Annotated in this window: 16 protein-coding genes; 14 read left to right on the top strand and 2 right to left on the bottom strand. The window is 62.7% G+C overall.

Annotated features, from left to right (window positions below; all coding sequences use genetic code 11):
* Positions 1 to 43: 43 nt before the first annotated feature.
* The 7 genes from chrA (at position 44) to ACP7BS_RS06425 (ending at position 8,416) form a co-directional block, all read left to right on the top strand.
* Positions 44 to 1,417, top strand: coding sequence for a chromate efflux transporter (chrA, locus tag ACP7BS_RS06455; RefSeq protein WP_426237048.1), 1,374 nt, complete (start codon positions 44 to 46; stop codon positions 1,415 to 1,417).
* A 124-nt stretch (positions 1,418 to 1,541) separates the two neighbouring features.
* A complete protein-coding gene (locus tag ACP7BS_RS06450) occupies positions 1,542 to 2,390 on the top strand; it encodes a TIGR01459 family HAD-type hydrolase (RefSeq protein ID WP_426237046.1) in 849 nt (282 codons plus the stop codon).
* Between the two features lie 48 nt (positions 2,391 to 2,438).
* The gene (locus ACP7BS_RS06445; RefSeq protein WP_426237044.1) at positions 2,439 to 3,437 is read left to right on the top strand and encodes a bifunctional riboflavin kinase/FAD synthetase; all 999 of its coding nucleotides are present in this window, start codon (positions 2,439 to 2,441) and stop codon (positions 3,435 to 3,437) included.
* A 13-nt stretch (positions 3,438 to 3,450) separates the two neighbouring features.
* Positions 3,451 to 3,690, top strand: coding sequence for a BrnA antitoxin family protein (locus ACP7BS_RS06440; protein ID WP_426237043.1), 240 nt, complete (start codon positions 3,451 to 3,453; stop codon positions 3,688 to 3,690).
* A 418-nt stretch (positions 3,691 to 4,108) separates the two neighbouring features.
* A complete protein-coding gene (ileS, locus tag ACP7BS_RS06435; RefSeq protein WP_426237041.1) occupies positions 4,109 to 7,180 on the top strand; it encodes an isoleucine--tRNA ligase in 3,072 nt (1,023 codons plus the stop codon).
* A 135-nt stretch (positions 7,181 to 7,315) separates the two neighbouring features.
* On the top strand, positions 7,316 to 7,933 hold the full coding sequence (locus tag ACP7BS_RS06430) for a hypothetical protein (protein WP_426237040.1): 618 nt from the start codon (positions 7,316 to 7,318) through the stop codon (positions 7,931 to 7,933).
* A 6-nt stretch (positions 7,934 to 7,939) separates the two neighbouring features.
* Positions 7,940 to 8,416 carry a GNAT family N-acetyltransferase gene (locus ACP7BS_RS06425; protein WP_426237038.1) on the top strand — a complete coding sequence of 159 codons (477 nt, stop codon included), beginning with the start codon at positions 7,940 to 7,942 and terminating at the stop codon, positions 8,414 to 8,416.
* A gap of 18 nt (positions 8,417 to 8,434) precedes the next feature.
* Here ACP7BS_RS06425 and ACP7BS_RS06420 read toward each other — a convergent pair whose 3' ends face one another.
* The gene (locus ACP7BS_RS06420; RefSeq protein WP_426228944.1) at positions 8,435 to 8,884 is read right to left on the bottom strand and encodes a nucleoside deaminase; all 450 of its coding nucleotides are present in this window, start codon (positions 8,882 to 8,884) and stop codon (positions 8,435 to 8,437) included.
* Positions 8,885 to 8,960: 76 nt separating this feature from the next.
* Here ACP7BS_RS06420 and ACP7BS_RS06415 point away from each other — a divergent pair, with 76 nt between their 5' ends.
* Genes ACP7BS_RS06415 through ACP7BS_RS06405 form a run of 3 tightly spaced genes read left to right on the top strand, consistent with a single transcriptional unit; the run spans position 8,961 to position 12,456 of the window.
* On the top strand, positions 8,961 to 11,003 hold the full coding sequence (locus ACP7BS_RS06415) for a pseudouridine synthase (protein WP_426237036.1): 2,043 nt from the start codon (positions 8,961 to 8,963) through the stop codon (positions 11,001 to 11,003).
* Positions 11,004 to 11,009: 6 nt separating this feature from the next.
* Positions 11,010 to 11,567 carry a 16S rRNA (guanine(966)-N(2))-methyltransferase RsmD gene (gene rsmD / locus ACP7BS_RS06410; RefSeq protein WP_426237034.1) on the top strand — a complete coding sequence of 186 codons (558 nt, stop codon included), beginning with the start codon at positions 11,010 to 11,012 and terminating at the stop codon, positions 11,565 to 11,567.
* A 19-nt stretch (positions 11,568 to 11,586) separates the two neighbouring features.
* A complete protein-coding gene (locus ACP7BS_RS06405; protein ID WP_426237032.1) occupies positions 11,587 to 12,456 on the top strand; it encodes a patatin-like phospholipase family protein in 870 nt (289 codons plus the stop codon).
* Positions 12,457 to 12,462: 6 nt separating this feature from the next.
* On the opposite strand, the gene ACP7BS_RS06400 is transcribed toward ACP7BS_RS06405, so the two are convergent.
* Positions 12,463 to 14,322 carry a monovalent cation:proton antiporter-2 (CPA2) family protein gene (locus ACP7BS_RS06400; protein WP_426237031.1) on the bottom strand — a complete coding sequence of 620 codons (1,860 nt, stop codon included), beginning with the start codon at positions 14,320 to 14,322 and terminating at the stop codon, positions 12,463 to 12,465.
* 170 nt (positions 14,323 to 14,492) lie between these two features.
* Here ACP7BS_RS06400 and ACP7BS_RS06395 point away from each other — a divergent pair, with 170 nt between their 5' ends.
* The 4 genes from ACP7BS_RS06395 (at position 14,493) to waaA (ending at position 18,379) form a co-directional block, all read left to right on the top strand.
* Positions 14,493 to 15,839: a TldD/PmbA family protein gene (locus tag ACP7BS_RS06395; RefSeq protein ID WP_426237030.1), complete on the top strand. Its 1,347-nt coding sequence runs from the start codon at positions 14,493 to 14,495 to the stop codon at positions 15,837 to 15,839.
* A gap of 55 nt (positions 15,840 to 15,894) precedes the next feature.
* Positions 15,895 to 16,707, top strand: a complete 813-nt coding sequence (locus ACP7BS_RS06390) for a 3'(2'),5'-bisphosphate nucleotidase CysQ (RefSeq protein WP_426237028.1) — start codon at positions 15,895 to 15,897, stop codon at positions 16,705 to 16,707.
* Between the two features lie 60 nt (positions 16,708 to 16,767).
* The gene (locus ACP7BS_RS06385; RefSeq protein ID WP_318412638.1) at positions 16,768 to 17,004 is read left to right on the top strand and encodes a DUF4170 domain-containing protein; all 237 of its coding nucleotides are present in this window, start codon (positions 16,768 to 16,770) and stop codon (positions 17,002 to 17,004) included.
* A gap of 61 nt (positions 17,005 to 17,065) precedes the next feature.
* Positions 17,066 to 18,379: a lipid IV(A) 3-deoxy-D-manno-octulosonic acid transferase gene (gene waaA, locus ACP7BS_RS06380; RefSeq protein ID WP_426237026.1), complete on the top strand. Its 1,314-nt coding sequence runs from the start codon at positions 17,066 to 17,068 to the stop codon at positions 18,377 to 18,379.
* Position 18,380 lies beyond the last annotated feature (1 nt).

Here is an 18,380-nt window from a genome sequence, read left to right as displayed (position 1 = left end):
TCGAAAATATTTCATCGATCATGGTTATCTGACCGGCATGCTCTTGCCCCAACAACACGACCTCAATGTGACACCCGTCCATCCCTCCTTGGCGGAGGCTGCAAAAGTCTGGGCAAGGATCGGTGTGTTGGGTTTTGGCGGCCCGGCGGGGCAGATCGCGCTGATGCACAAGGAACTGGTGGAGCAGCGCCGCTGGATTTCCGAGAGCCGGTTCCTGCATGCGCTGAATTTCTGCATGCTGTTGCCGGGTCCCGAAGCGCAGCAGCTTGCCACCTATATCGGCTGGCTGTTGCACGGCACCCGCGGTGGCATCGCCGCCGGGCTGCTGTTTATCCTGCCCGGCTTTTTCGTCATTCTCGGCCTGTCCTGCGCCTATGCGCTGTTTCAGCAAACGGATTGGCTGACCGGTCTGTTCTTCGGGCTGAAGGCGGCGGTGCTGGCGATCGTCATCGAGGCCGTCATTCGCGTTGGCCGCCGGGCGTTGAAAACCCGGTTTGCCCTCATCGTCGCGGCGCTCGCCTTCGCAGCCCTGTTCTTTTTTGATCTGCCGTTTCCGCTCGTCGTGCTGGCGGCCGGCGTTGCCGGATACGTCGCCACGCGCCTGCAGCCGGCAACGGGCGAAAAAGCCGTGGCAGCGGCGGCAAAACAGGCACTTGCCGACAGGCCTTCGGTCATCGACAGCAGTTTTTTTCCCGACAGCGCTTCAAGCTGGAGCCGCACGTTTCAGGTTCTCGCCACCTGGCTGGTCCTCTGGATCGCGCCCTTCATCATCATTGGCATCATGCTCGGTTTCGCCACCGTCTACACCGCCATCGGTCTGTTCTTCTCGAAGATGGCGGTCGTAACCTTCGGTGGCGCCTATGCCGTTCTGGCCTATGTCGCACAGCAGGCGGTCGAGGCCTATCATTGGCTGAAACCCGGCGAAATGCTGGATGGTTTGGCGCTGGCCGAAACGACGCCGGGGCCTTTGGTGCTGGTGCTGTCCTTCGTCGGCTTCATGGCGGCCTTCCGCGCGCCGCTGGGGCTCGATCCGCTTGTGTCCGGCTTGCTCGGGGCGACGCTCGCGGCGTGGGTGACCTTTATCCCATGTTTCCTCTGGATCTTTCTGGGCGCCCCTTATGTCGAGGCCCTGCGCAACAACAGGGCGCTGTCGGGCGCGCTTGCGGCGATCTCGGCGGCTATCACCGGCGTTATCCTCAATCTGGCCGTCTGGTTTAGCCTGCACGTTCTCTTTTCCAGTGTGGATCGCTTTGCGGCAGGGCCGATGTCCATGCCTCTTCCCGTCTGGCAGACCTTCCAGTTACCGGCATTTGGTTTGGCCCTTCTGGCAGCCGCGCTCTTGTTTTTCTTCAAGCGTGGTGTCGTGGCGACGCTCGCCATCTGCGCGGTTGCCGGTTGGCTGATCCGCGGATTTTAGCGGTTCCATCGCTTTGCACGCCGGAAACCTTGGAATTCAGCCGCCATTTTCCCGATGGAGACTTGTGTTTTTAACGCCTGCCTGCGATGTCAGCCCGACCATTTCTTTTCTGCGGGAAGCCAGCATGGCCGTTCGGATCAACAGTTTTCGCGACATTGCCAGCCGCTATGACGTCGTGCTCTGCGATGTCTGGGGCGTGCTGCACAATGGCGTCGAAGCGTTCAAGGGCGCCTGCGAGGCACTGACGCAAGCGCGCGCCAAAGGCCTGACCGTCGTTCTGATCACCAATTCGCCGCGCCCGCATCCCGGCGTCATCGTCCAGATCCGCGGCCTCGGCGTGCCGGACACAGCTTACGATCGGATCGTAACATCTGGCGACGTCACCCGCGCGCTGATCTCGGCCGGTCCGAAGAAGGTCTATTTCATCGGCGCGGAAAAGGATCTGCCGCTGCTCGAAGGCCTCGACGTCGGCATGGTCTCCTCCGAGGAAGCCGAAATCGTCGTCTGCGCTGGCTTTTTCGATGACGAAACGGAAACTGCCGACGACTATCGCGCCACGCTCTCAAGCCTTGCCAAGCGCAAGGTGCCGTTCATCTGCGCCAATCCGGATCTGGTGGTCGAGCGCGGCCACAAGCTCATTCCCTGCGCCGGTGCCATCGCCAAGGTCTATGCGGAATTGGGCGGCGAAACCCGGATTTCCGGCAAGCCGCATGTGCCGATCTATCGCGCGTCCCTGTCGGAAGCCAAGGCCGTGCGCGGCGGGCTCGACCTGTCGCGGGTGATCGCGGTCGGCGACGGCATGCCGACGGACGTCAAGGGCGCGCAGGATTTCGGCCTCGACGTACTCTATATCAGCGCAGGCATTCATGCGGCCGAATACATGGTTGCCGAAAAGACCGATGAGACCAAGCTGACGGCATTCCTGAAAAACGAGGGTGCCACGCCGAAATGGTGGATGCCGAGACTGGCGTAACGGATTTGGCGTGATTGACCTGCACGAAGAGATGACTGGCTAACGGACATGACGGTTTTTCATCGCAACGAGACCCGCGAACCCCTTCCAGAAGCGCTGCGCGGCGGGGTCATCGCCATCGGCAATTTCGATGGCGTGCATCGCGGCCATCAGTCGGTGCTCGACAGGGCTCTGGAAGAGGCACAAGTGCGCGGCGTTCCAGCCCTGGTTTTGACCTTCGAGCCGCACCCGCGCAGCGTCTTCCGCCCGGACAGGCCGGTGTTCCGCCTGACGCCGGCACCACTGAAGGCGCGCATCCTCGAAGGAATGGGATTTTCCGCCGTCATCGAATATCCGTTCGACCGGACTTTCTCCGAGCTGTCCGCATCCGATTTCATCCGCTCCATCCTGATGGACTGGCTGCATGCCAGCCATGTGGTCACCGGGTTCGATTTCCATTTCGGCAAGGGCAGGGAAGGCGGCCCCGCTTTCCTGATGGCCGCCGGTGGCGAAAACGGCTTTGGCGTGACGCTGGTCGATGCTTTTCGCGATGAAAATGCTGCGGTGATCTCCTCCAGCCATATTCGCGCGTTGCTGGGCGAGGGGGATGTCGCGCAGGCGGCCGGATTGCTGGGCTATCGCTACACCGTGGAATCGGAAGTCATTGACGGCAAGAAGCTTGGCCGCACACTCGGCTATCCCACCGCCAACATGCAGCTTCCGCCGGAAGTCGAACTGAGGAACGGCATTTACGCCGTCCGCTTCCGCCGCGCCGACGGCAGCATCCATGATGGCGTTGCCAGCTTCGGCAAGCGCCCGACGGTCGATAGCAACGGCATCGCCCTGCTCGAAACCTTCGTCTTCGATTTTTCCGGCGATCTCTACGGCGAAGTCTGTTCCGTCTCGTTCTTCGGCCACTTGCGCGACGAGCTGAAATTCGACGGCCTCGATCCGCTGGTGGTGCAGATGAAGCAAGACGACGCCGAAGCCCGCGCCTTGCTCTCCGGCGTCAAGGCGCTCAGTATGATCGACAGCAAAATCGCATTCGGTCTGGATGCAAACTCCTAAAAGGATGATCCCAATGGCCACCACGCCCCGCCGGCCCGTCAGCGCCATGGATGCCGCCGAAGCTTTGTTCAAGCCGGTCAAGAAGGTCGCAGCACCCGCCGTCGAGAAGCGTGCTTTGCCGGAAACCAGGGAACTCGTGTCGATCAAGCTCGACAGCGCCGTGCTCCACTATTTCCAGGACGACGGCCCCGGCTGGCAGGACCGCATCAACGACGCGCTCCGCGCCGTGATGGTGGCAAATCCGAAGGATTGATGGGGCTTTTCTGCTGCGTTCCCTCTTCTCCCCAGCGGGGAGAAGGTGGCCCGTAGGGGCCGGATGAGGGGGCCGAAGGCCCCTTCTGTCTTGCTCCGGCTTCGCCGAAGCGCCCCCTCATCGCCTCACTTCGTTCGGCACTTCTCCCCGCTGGGGAGAAGAGGAAATCGGAGCGCTCTGCTGAAACTTTGCCGTTGTCATCTTCCTTTTCGCGCAAAAACCGCTTAAACAACCGGCCACCATGACCCGATATCGTCGATTGATACGTGATCAGCGAATTATTGGCCCGGCCTTCCCAGCGCTTTGATAGCCGCCGGAAGGTCCGGGTTTTCGGCGTTCGGCACGAGCGCCACCGTTTCCCTTATGATATCCCGTTCGCATGCGCGGCGACACGCGCCCAGATATGATTGCTGAAACCATGACCGATACCGTTGAAAAGCTTGATTATTCCAAAACCCTCTATCTGCCGGAAACCGAATTTCCGATGCGCGCCGGCCTGCCGCAGAAGGAGCCGGAAACGGTTGCCCGCTGGCAAGAGATGGGCCTCTACAAGCAGTTGCGCGCGTCTGCCGCCGGCCGCGAAAAATTCGTCCTGCATGACGGCCCGCCCTATGCCAATGGCAATATCCATATCGGCCACGCGCTGAACAAGATCCTGAAAGACATCATCACCCGCTCGTTCCAGATGCGGGGCTTTGATGCAAACTATGTTCCGGGCTGGGATTGCCACGGCCTGCCGATCGAATGGAAGATCGAGGAAGCCTATCGCGCCAAGGGCAAGAACAAGGACGAGGTTCCGGTTAACGAATTCCGCCAGGAATGCCGTGACTTCGCAGCCAACTGGATCAAGATCCAGTCGGCCGAGTTCAAGCGCCTGGGCATCGAGGGCGACTTCGACAATCCCTACACCACGATGGCCTTCCACTCCGAAGCCCGCATCGCTGGCGAACTGTTGAAGATCGCCAAGTCCGGCCAGCTCTATCGCGGCTCCAAGCCAATCATGTGGTCGGTCGTCGAGCGCACGGCATTGGCGGAAGCCGAGGTTGAATATGCCGATATCGAGAGCGATGCGATCTGGGTGAAGTTCCCGGTACTGGAAGGGCCTGAAAGCCTCAAGCACGCCTTCGTCGTGATCTGGACCACGACCCCCTGGACCATCCCGGGCAATCGCGCAATCGCCTATTCGTCGCGTTATCCTTACAGCCTGTTCGAGGTCGAAAGCGCCGAAAACGACTTTGGTCCGCAGCCGGGCGAAAAGCTTATCTTCGCAAAACGCCTTGCCGACGATTGCGCTGCCAAGGCGAAAGTGACGCTCAAGCTGGTTTGCGACGTGACGCCGGAAGAACTGGGCGGGATCACCTGCGCCCACCCGCTCGCCTCCCTTGGCTACGACTTCAAGGTTCCGCTTCTGAACGGCGATCACGTCACCGATGACGCGGGCACCGGTTTCGTCCACACCGCCCCCAGCCACGGCGCGGACGACTTTGTCGTCTGGATGGATCACGCCCGGGCTCTGGAAGCACGCGGCATCTCGTCGAAGATCCCGTTCACCGTCGATGATGCCGGTTTCTACACGGCCGATGCGCCCGGCTTTGGCCCGGATCGCGACGGCGGTGCAGGTCGCGTCATGGATGACAACGGCAAGAAGGGCAATGCCAACGAGCTGGTCATCAAGGCGCTGATCGAGGCGAAGAACCTGTTCGCCCGCGGCCGCCTGAAGCACAGCTATCCACATTCTTGGCGCTCGAAGAAGCCGATCATCTTCCGCAACACGCCGCAATGGTTCGTCTACATGGACAAGGATCTGGGCGCCGGGTTGATCTCCCCCCTTGAGGGGGAGATGTCACCGAAGGTGACAGAGGGGGGTAAAGCCCCCGCGAATTCTGTGCCGGTGACACCCCCCTCTGTCGGCCGGGCCGACATCTCCCCCTCAGGGGGGGAGATCAACCCGGAACGGCCTTCCACCAAGCCCGACACCCTGCGCAATCGCGCCCTGTCCGCCATCGACAACACCCGCTTCGTGCCGGCCGCCGGCCAGAACCGCCTGCGTGCGATGATCGAGAACCGTCCGGACTGGGTGCTGTCCCGCCAGCGCGCCTGGGGTGTGCCGATCGCCGTCTTTGCCGACGTCGAGGGTGAAGTGCTGGTCGATGAGGCCGTGAACGCCCGCATCATCGAAGCCTTCGAGGCCGAAGGCGCGGACGCATGGTTCGCCGAAGGCGCCAAGGACCGCTTTCTCGGCAGTGATCATGACCACGGCAAGTGGATCCAGGTCATGGACATTCTCGACGTCTGGTTCGATTCAGGTTGCACCCACACCTTCACGCTGGAAGATCGCCCGGACCTGAAATGGCCGGCCGACGTCTATCTCGAAGGCTCCGACCAGCATCGCGGCTGGTTTCATTCGTCGCTGCTCGAAAGCTGCGCGACGCGCGGCCGCGCGCCGTACAACGCCGTCGTCACCCACGGGTTCACCATGGACGAAAAGGGCGAGAAGCAGTCGAAATCCAAGGGCAATGTCGTTGCGCCGCAGGACGTGATGAAGGAATCGGGCGCCGATATCCTGCGCCTCTGGGTCGCCACCACCGATTACTGGGAAGACCAGCGGCTTGGCAAGGCGATCATCCAGACCAATATCGACAGCTATCGCAAGCTGCGCAACACCATCCGCTGGATGCTCGGCACCTTGGCGCATGACAAGGGTCCGGAAGGCGGCGAAGACATCGCCTTTGCCGAGATGCCGGAACTCGAGCGCCTGATGCTGCACCGCCTGTCGGAACTCGACCAGCTGGTGCGCGAAGGCTACGACGCCTTCGATTTCAAGCGGATCGCCCGTGCACTGATCGACTTCTCCAACATCGAGCTGTCGGCATTCTATTTCGACATCCGCAAGGACGCGCTCTATTGCGATGCGCCGTCGAGCCCGCGCCGCCGTGCGAGCCTGGTGGTCATCCGCAAGCTGTTTAATTGCCTCGTCACCTGGCTTGCCCCGGTCCTGCCATTCACCACGGAAGAAGCCTGGCTGTCGCGTGATCCGTCGGCCGTCTCCGTGCATCTGGAACAGTTCCCGGCGGTGCCGGCTGAATGGCGCGACGAGGCACTGGCTGAAAAGTGGAAGAAGATTCGCACGGTGCGCAAGGTCGTCACCGGCGCGCTCGAAGTCGAGCGCCGCGACAAGCGGATCGGCTCCTCGCTTGAAGCAGCCCCTGTCGTCCACGTCGGCGATGCCGATCTTCTGGCAGCGCTCGAAGGCGAGGATCTGGCGGAAATCTGCATCACGTCCGGTGTGACGATCGTTGCCGATGCCGGCCCGGCGCAAGCCTTCCGGCTGGACGATGTTGCCTCCGTCAGCGTCGAGCCGGCGCTTGCCGAAGGCGTCAAATGCGCCCGGTCCTGGCGTATCACCGCCGATGTCGGCTCCGATGCCGCGTTCCCGAATGTGTCCGCCCGCGATGCCGCTGCGCTGCGCGAACTCGGCTACGCTTCTTAAGGGATAGTTTACCGGGTGAATTGCGTAATTGCCGCTCATCCGGTAAACCTGCCTGAAAATCGGCGGATTTATCCGTCATGGGCGCAGCAATGCCGCTCAAGTATCGATCGTGCCGGCACCGCTGGAAGGGTTTTCATGGGAATGACGCGAGAGTTTCGAATGTATGCTGGCCTGTTTGCCGTTGTGGCGGGCAGCGTCGTCTTGACCGGCTGCATCGGTGGCCCGACCTACGGGACGGACAAGACGGCCGGCGAGCATCTGATAGACGACCTCGGCAGTTCCGTAAGCCTCGGATCGACCAAGCCCAACAATGTCAAGTATCAGCCGCGTCCCGGCCTGGTGCTGCCGCCTTCAGGCGAAACCGCGCAATTGGTGCAGCCGCAGCAGAATTTGGCCACCAAGGACAATCCGCAGTGGATCGAATCGCCGGAAGACACGCGCCAGCGTCTGCGCGAAGAAGCCGACGCCAACGCCGATAATCCCAGCTACGTCTCGCCACTGGCCAAATCCAGCGCCAATGGCCGCAAGCTGACGACGGCCGAGCAGACGCAGGCCTATCGCGACGCCCGCAAGATCCAGATGGGCGCCTATGCCGACAAGCGCCGGTTCCTCAGCGACCCGCCGCTCGAATACCGCAAGCTGCCGGAAGAGGCGACGGCGGATTTGGGCGAGCCGGAGCAGGTCAAGGAGCGCCGCCGCAAGAAGGAAGCTGCAATCAAGGGCAGCGGCAAGAAGTGGTATCAGATCTACTGATGTTCGATGTTTGAGATTCGCCAAGCTACCGCCAAGGACGCAGAAACCATCCTGCGTTTCATCACTGAACTGGCCGTCTACGAAAAGGCCGGACATGAGGTCGAGGCGACCGTTCAATCGGTGACCTCTTCGCTGTTCGGCGAAAATTCAGTTTCGCATGCGGCCATCTGCGAGCGCGATGGCGTGCCGGTCGGCTTTGCCGTCTGGTTCTTCAGCTATTCCACCTGGCTGGCGCGCAACGGCCTTTATCTCGAAGACCTCTATATTACGCCGGATCAACGTGGGTCGGGCGCCGGGCGAACGATGCTGCGCTATCTGGCGCAGATCGCGGTCGAGAAGGGATGCGGCCGTTTCGAGTGGAGCGTGCTCGACTGGAACGAGCCGGCCATCAAGGCCTATGAGGCAATCGGCGCCGAGCCTTTGTCGGAATGGACACGCTACCGTCTGTCCGGTGCGGCACTCGAAAGCTTTGCCGCCGGGTAAGATTTCCGGATCGGGCGTTCAGCGTCTTCCGGCAAAGAATTCCTTGAGGATGTCTGCGGCGCTCTGACCGGAAAGACCGGAATAGACGTCGGGTGCGTGATGGCAGGTCGGCTGGCTGAAAAAGCGGACGCCGTTATCGACGCCGCCGCCTTTCGGGTCTTCGGCGCCGTAGTAAAGCCGGCGCAGGCGGGCAAACGAAATGGCCGCCGCACACATGGTGCAGGGCTCCAACGTCACGTAGAGATCGGCGCCGTTCAGCCGCTCTGCCCCGATGGCGCTTGCAGCCGTGCGGATCACTTCGATTTCGGCATGCGCGGTCACATCGTTGCGCTCGCGCGTGCGGTTTCCGGCGCTGGCGATAATCTCGCCGTTGACAACAAGGACGGCACCAACAGGCACTTCGCCGCGGGCAGCCGCCATCCTGGCTTGTTCCAAGGCCAAATCCATAAACCGGCTCGTTTCAGCCATCGTCGATACCCGTGATAATTTCTCTTAACCCAAGGGCTGTGACCTGATAGGACAGCCCAAAAGGCAGGCAACACAAATGACATTCAAAGACAAGCCCCAGCGGCCTGGCGGAAAACCCGCACGGTCCGACAAGAAGCCCTATACCGGCGCGCGCAACACCGCTGCCGATCATTCGGCTGTTGATAGCACCGATGCCGAGAAGCCGCGCAAGCCGCGTCCATCAGCGACGGAAACGGTCGGCGCCGACGTGCCGCAGCGCATTTCCAAGATCATGGCGCGCGCCGGCGTGGCCTCGCGCCGCGATATCGAGCGCATGATCATGGAAGGCCGCGTTTCGCTCAACGGCAAGCTGCTCGACAGCCCCGTCGTCAACGCGACGCTTGCCGATCACATCGAAGTGGACGGCCAGCCGATCCGCGGCATCGAGCGCACGCGCCTCTGGCTCTACCACAAGCCGTCCGGGCTGGTGACCACCAATTCCGATCCGGAAGGCCGCGCCACCGTTTTCGACAACCTGCCGGAAGATCTGCCGCGCGTGCTGTCCATCGGCCGCCTCGACATCAATACCGAAGGCCTGCTGCTCTTGACCAACGATGGCGGTCTCGCCCGCGTGCTCGAACTGCCGGCCACCGGCTGGCTGCGCCGCTACCGCGTCCGCGCCCACGGTACCATCGACCAGGCAGCGCTGGACAAGCTGAAGGACGGCATCGCCGTCGACGGCGTGCTCTACGGCGCCATCGATGCGACGCTCGACAAGGTTCAGGGTTCCAACGTCTGGATCACCATGGGCCTGCGTGAAGGCAAGAACCGCGAAATCAAGAACGTCATGGGCGCGCTCGGTCTCGACGTGAACCGGCTGATCCGCATTTCCTATGGCCCGTTCCAGCTCGGCGAACTGCCGGAAGGCCAGGCCCAGGAAATCCGCGGCCGCACATTGCGCGACCAGCTCGGCCCGCGCCTGATCGAGGATGCCAAGGCGAATTTCGATGCGCCGATCTTCGATGCTGCAGCCGCCGAGGACGAAAAGCCGCAGAAGAACGAATGGGCGGCCGGAAAGCCGGAAGCCCGCGAGCGTGGTGCGTTCAAGGAAAAGGCCGGCGACAAGCGCGAGCGTGCTTTGTCGCGGCTGGATACGACACGGCGGGACGACCGCAGCGGCGGCCGTGCTGACCGCAATGACCGTGGCGGACGCGATGCGCCCGAGGCGAAATTTGACGGCCCCAAGCGCGAGCCGGGTTTCCGTGCCCGCAAGGCCAATGTCTGGATGGCGCCGGGCGCCCGGCCCTTGGCCGAAAAAAAGCCGAAGGACGCCCAAGGCGCCGAGGTTGCGGAAAAGCCTGTACGCCGCGAGCGCCCGGAAGGCGCGCCGGACGTCAAGCGCTACGGCAAGTCCAGGGATGGTCTGGCGACCAAGTCCAACCGGAAGTTCGATCCGGACCGCAAGAAGGCAAGCGTCTACGATCGTCCCGATCGCGGCCCGCGCGTGATCGTCACGCGTGATGCAGATGACAACGACTGGATCCGCGCAACGGAAGAGCCGAGCCGCGACGAAGGCCGTGGTGGCGACCGCAAGCGTTCGGGTGGCGACGATCGTGGTGCCCGCAGCTTCGGTGACCGCGCCCCACGTGGTGATCGTCCACAGGGTGCCCGTCCCCAAGGTGACCGCCCGCCACGCCGCGATGGCGACAAGCCGTTCGGCGATCGCAAGCCGCGTGCCGAAGGCGCCGGCTCGTTCTCCGACCGTCCGAGAAGCGACCGGCCTGCCGGTGACCGCCCGCAAGGCGATCGTCCCCGCAAGCCGTTTGGCGAAAAGTCGTTCTCGCGTGAGGATGGCGATCGCAAGCCGCGTGATTTCGGCGATCGTCCGCCGCGTGGAGATCGTCCGCAGGGCGACCGTCCACAGGGGGATCGCCCGCCACGCCGTGACGGTGACCGTCCATTTGGCGGCAAGCCCTCGGGCGACCGGCCAGCTGGCGGAAAATCCTTCGGCGGCAAGCCGGGCGGCGCAAAACCGTTCGGCGCGAAAACCGGCGGTCCTCGCAAGCCAAGCACGGGTGGTGGCAAACCTTCGGGTGGCCGCCCAGCCGGTGGTGGCAAGCCACGCGGCCGCGGGAACTAAGCGCCAGTGCGGATCGTCGGTGGCGAGTTTCGCGGGCGCGGGCTCGCAACGCCCAATTCCAATGACATCCGGCCGACCACGGACCGGACGCGCGAGAGCCTGTTCAATATCCTCAGCCATTCCTATCCGGAAGCGCTCGAGGGCCGCGTGCTGGATCTGTTCGCCGGCACCGGCGCGGTCGGGCTTGAAGCCCTGTCGCGCGGCTGTAGTCAGGCTTTGTTCGTGGAAATGGGCACGGAGGGCAGGGGCCTGTTGCGCACCAATATCGAAGCGTTCGGCCTGACCGGCCGGGCGCGCGTCTTCCGCCGCGATGCCACCGATCTCGGTCCCGCCGGCACCGTCGAGCCTTTCCATTTCCTTTTTGCCGACCCGCCCTATGCCAAGGGTCTTGGGGAGAAGGCGCTTGCTTCGGCCGCCAATGGCGGCTGGCTGGTGCCGGGCGCGCTTGCGGTTCTTGAAGAGAGGGCGGATGTGCATCCCGTGCTGCAGGATGGATTCGACTTCATCGACGACCGCCTGTTCGGCGAAACCAAGATGCATTTCTACCGTTACCGCACCGCGTGATACCGGAAAGACGCTGAGCATGACGCAAGGCCTCGACACATCGCAGACATCAGCCGGCCCGACCGTCGCCCTTGCACTCGGCGGCGGCGGCGCGCGCGGGCTTGCTCATATCCATGTGATCGAAACGCTGAACGAACTCGGCATTCGCCCGGTCGCCATCGCCGGCTCGTCCATCGGCGCGATCATGGGGGCGGGCATGGCGGCGGGGATGAGCGGTACCGATATCCGCGAACACACGCTGGCAACCGTCGGCCGGCGCAAGGAGATCGTCAACCGGCTCTGGAGCCTGCGCCCGGCGAGTTTCGCCAAAGCCGTGACCGGCGGTTTTCGGGTCGGACAATTCAATATCGAACGCATCCTGCCTGCCTTCCTCCCGGAGGCCATTCCGAATGATTTCGCCGCTCTGCATATTCCGTTGAAGGTGATGACGACGGACTATTATGGACAGACCGAGCGCGTTTGTGAGGACGGCGACCTGCATCAGGCGCTGGCCGCCTCGGCAGCCCTTCCGGCCGTCTTCATGCCGGTTCGCATCGATGGCCGTGTGATGATCGACGGCGGCATCTACAATCCGGTCCCGTTCGATCATCTGACGGGGCTGGCCGATATCGTCATCGCCGTCGATGTGGTCGGCGGACCGGATGGCGACGGCGAAACCATGCCGAGCCGGATCGACAGCCTGTTCGGCGCCAGCCAGTTGATGATGCAGTCGATCATCGCGATGAAAATGAAGGCACAACCGCCGGAAATCCTCCTGCGCCCGGATGTCAGCCGCTTCCGGGTGATGGATTTTCTCAAAGCCCAGGAAGTGCTGACCGCCACTGCCGCGGTCAAGGATCAGCTGAAGGCCGCACTCGATACCGCCTTCAACGCCAGAATCCGGGGCTAGGACGGATCAATCGGCTCCGGCCAGAACATCGGGGGCCGGCTTCGGTTTCACCGGTGGGGATTCCGGCAGGATATCGTCGTCGGCAGCGAGCGCCGGCGCCGTCTCGCGCCTCGGCTTGATCAGCGGCTCCGGCTTCACCGGTTCGAAATGCAGCATGTCGCGGCCGGCGCTGATGCCTTCCGCTTCCTGTACCACCAGCCGGGCCTCGTCGCGGCGGCGGATGTCGTTCATGATTTCCTCGGCCTCGTTGTCGGCGATCCCCAGCCCTTCCAGCGTCTTGCGGCCGAACACCAGACCGGATTCGAACGTCTCGCGCAGCTCGTAATCGACGCCACGGGCGCGCAATGACAGGGTGTGCAGCCGGTCATAGGCGCGGGCGTAAATCCGGGCATTCGGATATTCCGCCTGTACCATGTCGACGATCCGGTCGGTGATCTCCTGCTTCTGCGTGCAGATGGCGACGATCTTGGCGCGCTCGATGCCGGCGGCGCGCAGCACGTCCAGCCGTGTTCCATCGCCGAAATAGATGCGGAACCCGAAGGTCGCCGCTTGGCGCACACGGGCGGCGGAATGGTCGATGATCGTCACCTCGCGGCCGCCGGCCAGAAGGATCTGCGAGGCGATCTGGCCGAAACGGGAAAACCCGATCATCAGCACATCGGCGCCGGCACCATCGAAATCCTCCTCCATCTCCTCCGTCGCCTCGTCCTGCTCTTGCATCAGAAGGCCGGCCAGGGCCGAAGCCGCAGGCGTCAGCGCCATCGACAAGGTCACCACGACGATCAGCAGGGAGGCCCAGCTGTCGGAAAATACGCCGGCGGTGGCGGCAGCGGTAAACAGCACGAAACCGAACTCACCCCCCTGCGGCAGGAGCAGGCCGATTCGTACGGCGTCATTGTGCGGCGAACCGGTAACACGGCAAAGCGTGTAGATGACCACGGCCTTGACCAGCATCAGCAAGGGCACGGCGATCAGGATCAGCACAGAGTTCTCAACGATGACATGCAGATCCAGCGACAGCCCGACCGCCATGAAGAACAAGGCGAGCAGCAGCCCACGGAAAGGCTCGATATCGGCTTCCAGCTCATGGCGATAGGATGACTCCGCCAGAAGCACGCCGGCCAGGAAGGCCCCCATCGCCATGGAAAGTCCGGCGAGCTGCATGAGCGTTGCGGCGCCCAGCACGATCAGCAGCGCTGCCGCGATCATGACTTCGCGCGCACCGGTGCGGGCAATGACCTGGAACAGCGGATTGAGCAGATAGCGGCCGGCGATGACCATGATCAGGATCGCACCTATGGCAACGGCAAAATCCTGCAGCGGCGGCGTCGTATCTTCCGGTGCCTGCAGGGCGAGCAGCGGGATCAGCGCCAGAAGCGGCACGATCGCCAGGTCCTGCAGCAAAAGGACCGAAAAGGCGCGCTGGCCATAACGCGTGTTGGTGTCGCCGTTCTCGTCGAGGATCTGCAGCGCAAACGCCGTTGAAGATAGCGCCAGTCCGAAACCGGTGATGACGCTGCCGCTCCAGTCGAGCAGGCCGCCCCAGAAAACGATCGCCGAGATCGCGGTGCCGGTCACAAGCACCTGCGCGGTGCCAAGCCCAAAAATGTCGCGCCGCATCTGCCATAGCCGCGACGGCTTCAGCTCCAGTCCGATGATGAAGAGCAGGAACACGATGCCGAGTTCGGCAAAGCCGAGGATCTGCTCGCCATCGCTGATCTGGTGCAGCAGCGGGCCGATGATGATGCCGGCTGCCAGATAGCCGAGAACGGTGCCGAGCCCGAGCTTCTTGAAGATCGGCGCTGCCACGACGGCGCCACCGAGCAAGAGCAGGGCCTGTGAGGTGAGGGCGGGTGTCGTCGACATACGTGTTTTTCCCTGGCGCGCAGCCGCATATTGCGGCTCTGGCGTGTCTGGCTGGGCAGGAGTTTGCCCTAAATTCGGCATTTGGTCGGGGGCGGCGATCAAGAATCAGGATATGCCCTTGATGCCGGTCCTACTGCACAATAAATGGAGCGGGAATGAAAGGCTAAATCATGTCCGATATTATCGATTCCGGTGTTCTGCAGACAAGGGCGGCCGCGCTCATCGATTTGGCGCTGAAAGCGGGTGCCGATCAGGCCGATGCGGTGGTGGTCCGGGGCCGCTCCCGCTCCGTCTCCGTGCGTCTCGGCAAGGTCGAAGGCACCGACGCATCGGAAAGCGATGATTTCTCGCTGAGGGTTTTCGTCGGCCGCCGTGTCGCCAGCGTTTCGGCCAATCCGGGCTTTGATCTAAAGGTCCTGGCCGAGCGCGCGGTGGCGATGGCCAAGGCCTCTCCCGAAGACCCCTATGCAACGCTTGCCGACAGCGAGCGCCTGGCACGCTCCTATCCGGATCTCGAGCTGTACGATCCGGCGGAAGTCTCGACGGAAACCCTGACGGCGGCTGCCCTTGAAGCCGAAGAGGCCGCACTTGCCGTCAACGGCGTCACCAACTCGAGCGGGGCCGGCGCCTCTGCCGGCATGGGCGGCATGGTCCTGGTCACGTCGCACGGATTTTCCGGCGCCTATATGGGCACCCGCTTCGGCCGCTCGGTCAGCGCCATTGCCGGCGACGGCACCAAGATGGAGCGCGACTATGACTTCGACAGCCGCCTCTATTTCGCCGACCTGAAATCCGCAGCCGAGATCGGCCGCACCGCCGGCGAAAAGGCGGTTGCCCGTATCGGTCCACGCCAGGTGCCGACGCAGAAGAATGTCACGGTTATCTTCGATCCGCGCATGTCGCGCGGTTTTGCCGGGCATATTGCCGGTGCGATCAATGGTGCCTCGGTTGCCCGCAAGACCTCGTTCCTGCGCGACATGATGGGAAAGCCGGTGATGAAGGCCGGTATCACCGTTACCGATGATCCGCTGGTGGTACGCGGCTCTTCTTCGCGCCCGTTCGACGGCGAAGGGGTCACCGGACAGAAACTGTCGATGATCGAGGATGGCGTGCTGCAGCAGTGGTTCCTGTCCACTTCGACCGGCCGGGAACTGGGTTTGGAAACCAACGGACGCGGCGCGCGTGGCGGCACGGCGGTATCACCGTCGGCGACCAATTTTGCGCTGGAACCCGGCGACGTCTCGCGCGAAGAGCTGATCCGCAGCGTCGGAACGGGTTTTTACGTCACCGAATTGATCGGCCAGGGCGTTAACATGCTGACCGGCGAATACAGCCGAGGCGCTTCCGGCTTCTGGATCGAGAATGGCGAATTGACCTTCCCGGTCTCGGAAGTCACCATTGCGTCCAATCTCAAGCAGATGTTCTTTGCCATTACGCTGGCCGACGATATCGACCGCAAGTTCGGCGTCGCTGCCCCGACGCTCGCCATCGAAGGCATGACGCTCGCGGGCAGATAAGCGCCCGACCAAATATCTTTAACGCGGCCGATGCCGCGGGAAACGGAAGTTTGACATGAATGCCGTTCGCCCATCGCCGGAGCAATGGTCCGGCGATCTGGACCTGATCACGATGGCGGCGAAGGCTGCAGGGGAAAAAGCGCTGTCCTATTTCCGCAAGGATCCGGACGTCCAGTGGAAAAACGGCGGCCGTTCGCCGGTCAGCGAAGCGGATTTTGCCGCCAACGATATCCTCAAGGAAAAACTTCTGGCGGCCCGGCCGAACTATGGCTGGTTGTCGGAGGAAACTGACGACGATGAGGCTCGGCTTGGCTGCGATACCGTTTTCGTCGTCGATCCTATCGACGGAACCCGCGCCTTTATCGCCGGCAAGGATGTCTGGTGCGTCAGCGTCGCCGTCGTGCATCGCGGCCGTCCGGTCGCCGGTGTGCTCTTTGCTCCGGCGCTTGGTGAGCTGTTTCAGGCGACCGTAACGGGTGAAGCGCTGAAGAACGGCGCGCCGATCACGGTCAAGGCAATCGGTGCGGAGGTTTTGCGGATCGCGCTTGCCGAGGAAACGGTCGGACTTCTGGAACCCGGCTACCGGGCGAGCGTGTCGCGGATTCCGCATGTGCCGTCGCTGGCCTACCGGATCGCGATGATCGCCGATGGCCGCATCGACGGCACGATCGTCAAGAAAAACTCGCATGATTGGGACTTGGCGGCGGCCGATCTGATCCTGGAGCGGGCAGGCGGCGCACTTTTCAGCCTTGACGCGCAGCCGCTTTCCTACAATCGCCCCAATGTTCGCCATACCGTCCTGTGCGCGGCTGCAAAGCCTGCATTACCAGCGTTGATTGCCGCATCGCAAGGGCTGGAGGGCCATTGACCTTTCCGGCTGAATGCCGCAAACCACGAGCAAAATACGGCAAGAAAATTGGAAGGTCTGATGGCTCAGAATTCGGAAGTAAAACAGCGGCTGCATCTGGTGTTCGGCGGTGAATTGACAACGCTGACCGGTGTTCAGTTCCGTGATCTCGAAAAACTCGATGTCGTCGGCATTTTCCCTGACTATGACAGCGCGCTGACGGCCTGGAAGTCCAAGGCTCAGCTGACCGTCGACAATGCGCATATGCGCTATTTCATCGTCCACATGCACCGGCTCCTGGATCCGGAACAGGCTTGATGCCAGGGCGTTTCGGACAGCCGGGCCTTGCGGCTGGCCGGTGCACGGGAGTTTTGTCCGCATGACCCACATGCTCGCCCGGCTGGCTCTGTCCAGCTATCGCTGGATCGGCACGGCGGTCTATCCGCTGGTCTGGGGCTATCTTGCCGCCCGCGCCGCCAAGGGCAAGGAGGACAGCGCCCGCCGTCAGGAGCGTTACGGCCATGCCAGTGCCCCGCGTCCGCACGGACCGCTGGTCTGGTTTCATGCCGCCAGCGTCGGCGAAACGACTGCCATCATCCCGCTGATCAATGAGGTCTCCCGCCGCGGTATCTCGGTGGTGTTGACCACCGGCACGAAGACATCGGCACGCATTGTCGCCGACCGGCTTGGCTCGCGCGTCATCCATCAGTATGTGCCGCTCGATTTCAAACCTGCCGTCAGCCGTTTCCTCGATTATTGGGAACCGGATCTGGCAATCATCGCGGAATCGGAGATTTGGCCGATGACGATGATGGAACTGGGGCGGCGCCATATTCCGCAAGTGCTGGTCAACGGCCGCCTGTCGGACCGTACGTTCGGCCGCTGGAAGAAGCGTCTCTGGCTTGCCGACGCGCTGTTTGAAAACCTGGCGCTGGTCATTGCTCAATCCGAGGCAGACGCCGACCGGTTTCGCACCCTTGGTGCACTGCCGGTGATGGTGTCCGGCAATCTCAAGGTCGACACGGATGCGCCACCGCACGACAGTCATGCGCTGAAGCATTACCACCAGCAAATCCGCGATCGCAAGACCTGGGCTGCCATCTCGACCTTCGAGGGCGAGGAGAATGCCGCCGGTATCGTTCATCGGGCGCTGAAGGAGCGCACCGGCCTCCTGACCATCATCGTGCCGCGCCATCCCGAGCGTTGCGATGCGATCGAGACGATGCTGACCTCCAAGGGGCTGACGGTCGCAAGGCGCACCCGCAATGACCCGATCACCGCAGAAACCGATATCTTCCTCGGCGATACGATCGGCGAGATGGGGCTTTACCTGCGTTTGACAGAGGTGGCCTTTGTCGGCCGCTCGCTGTTTGCCGAAGGCGGACAGAACCCGTTGGAGCCGGCCATGCTCGGCTGCGCCATCCTGTCGGGCGGCAATGTCCAGAATTTCCGCGACACCTACCAGATGCTCGCCAAGAACGGCAGCGCCAAGATCATCCGCGATGTCGAGATGCTGGCCAAGGGCGTGAATTATCTGCTCGTCAACGACGAGGTTCGTCGCAAGATGATCGATGCCGGGCTTGAAACCGTGCATGAAATGCGCGGAGCATTGTCGGCGACGATTAGGGGCCTCGAGCCCTATATCAACCCGCTGACGGTAAAGGCACGGCTGCAGCCACGCGGCGATAACTGAT

The sequence above is a fragment of the Pararhizobium sp. DWP1-1-3 genome, from assembly GCF_049896125.1.
Taxonomy (GTDB): Bacteria; Pseudomonadota; Alphaproteobacteria; order Rhizobiales; family Rhizobiaceae; genus Pararhizobium.
Note: the sequence above shows the minus strand (reverse complement) of the source record. Positions and strands in the feature narration are given on the sequence as shown.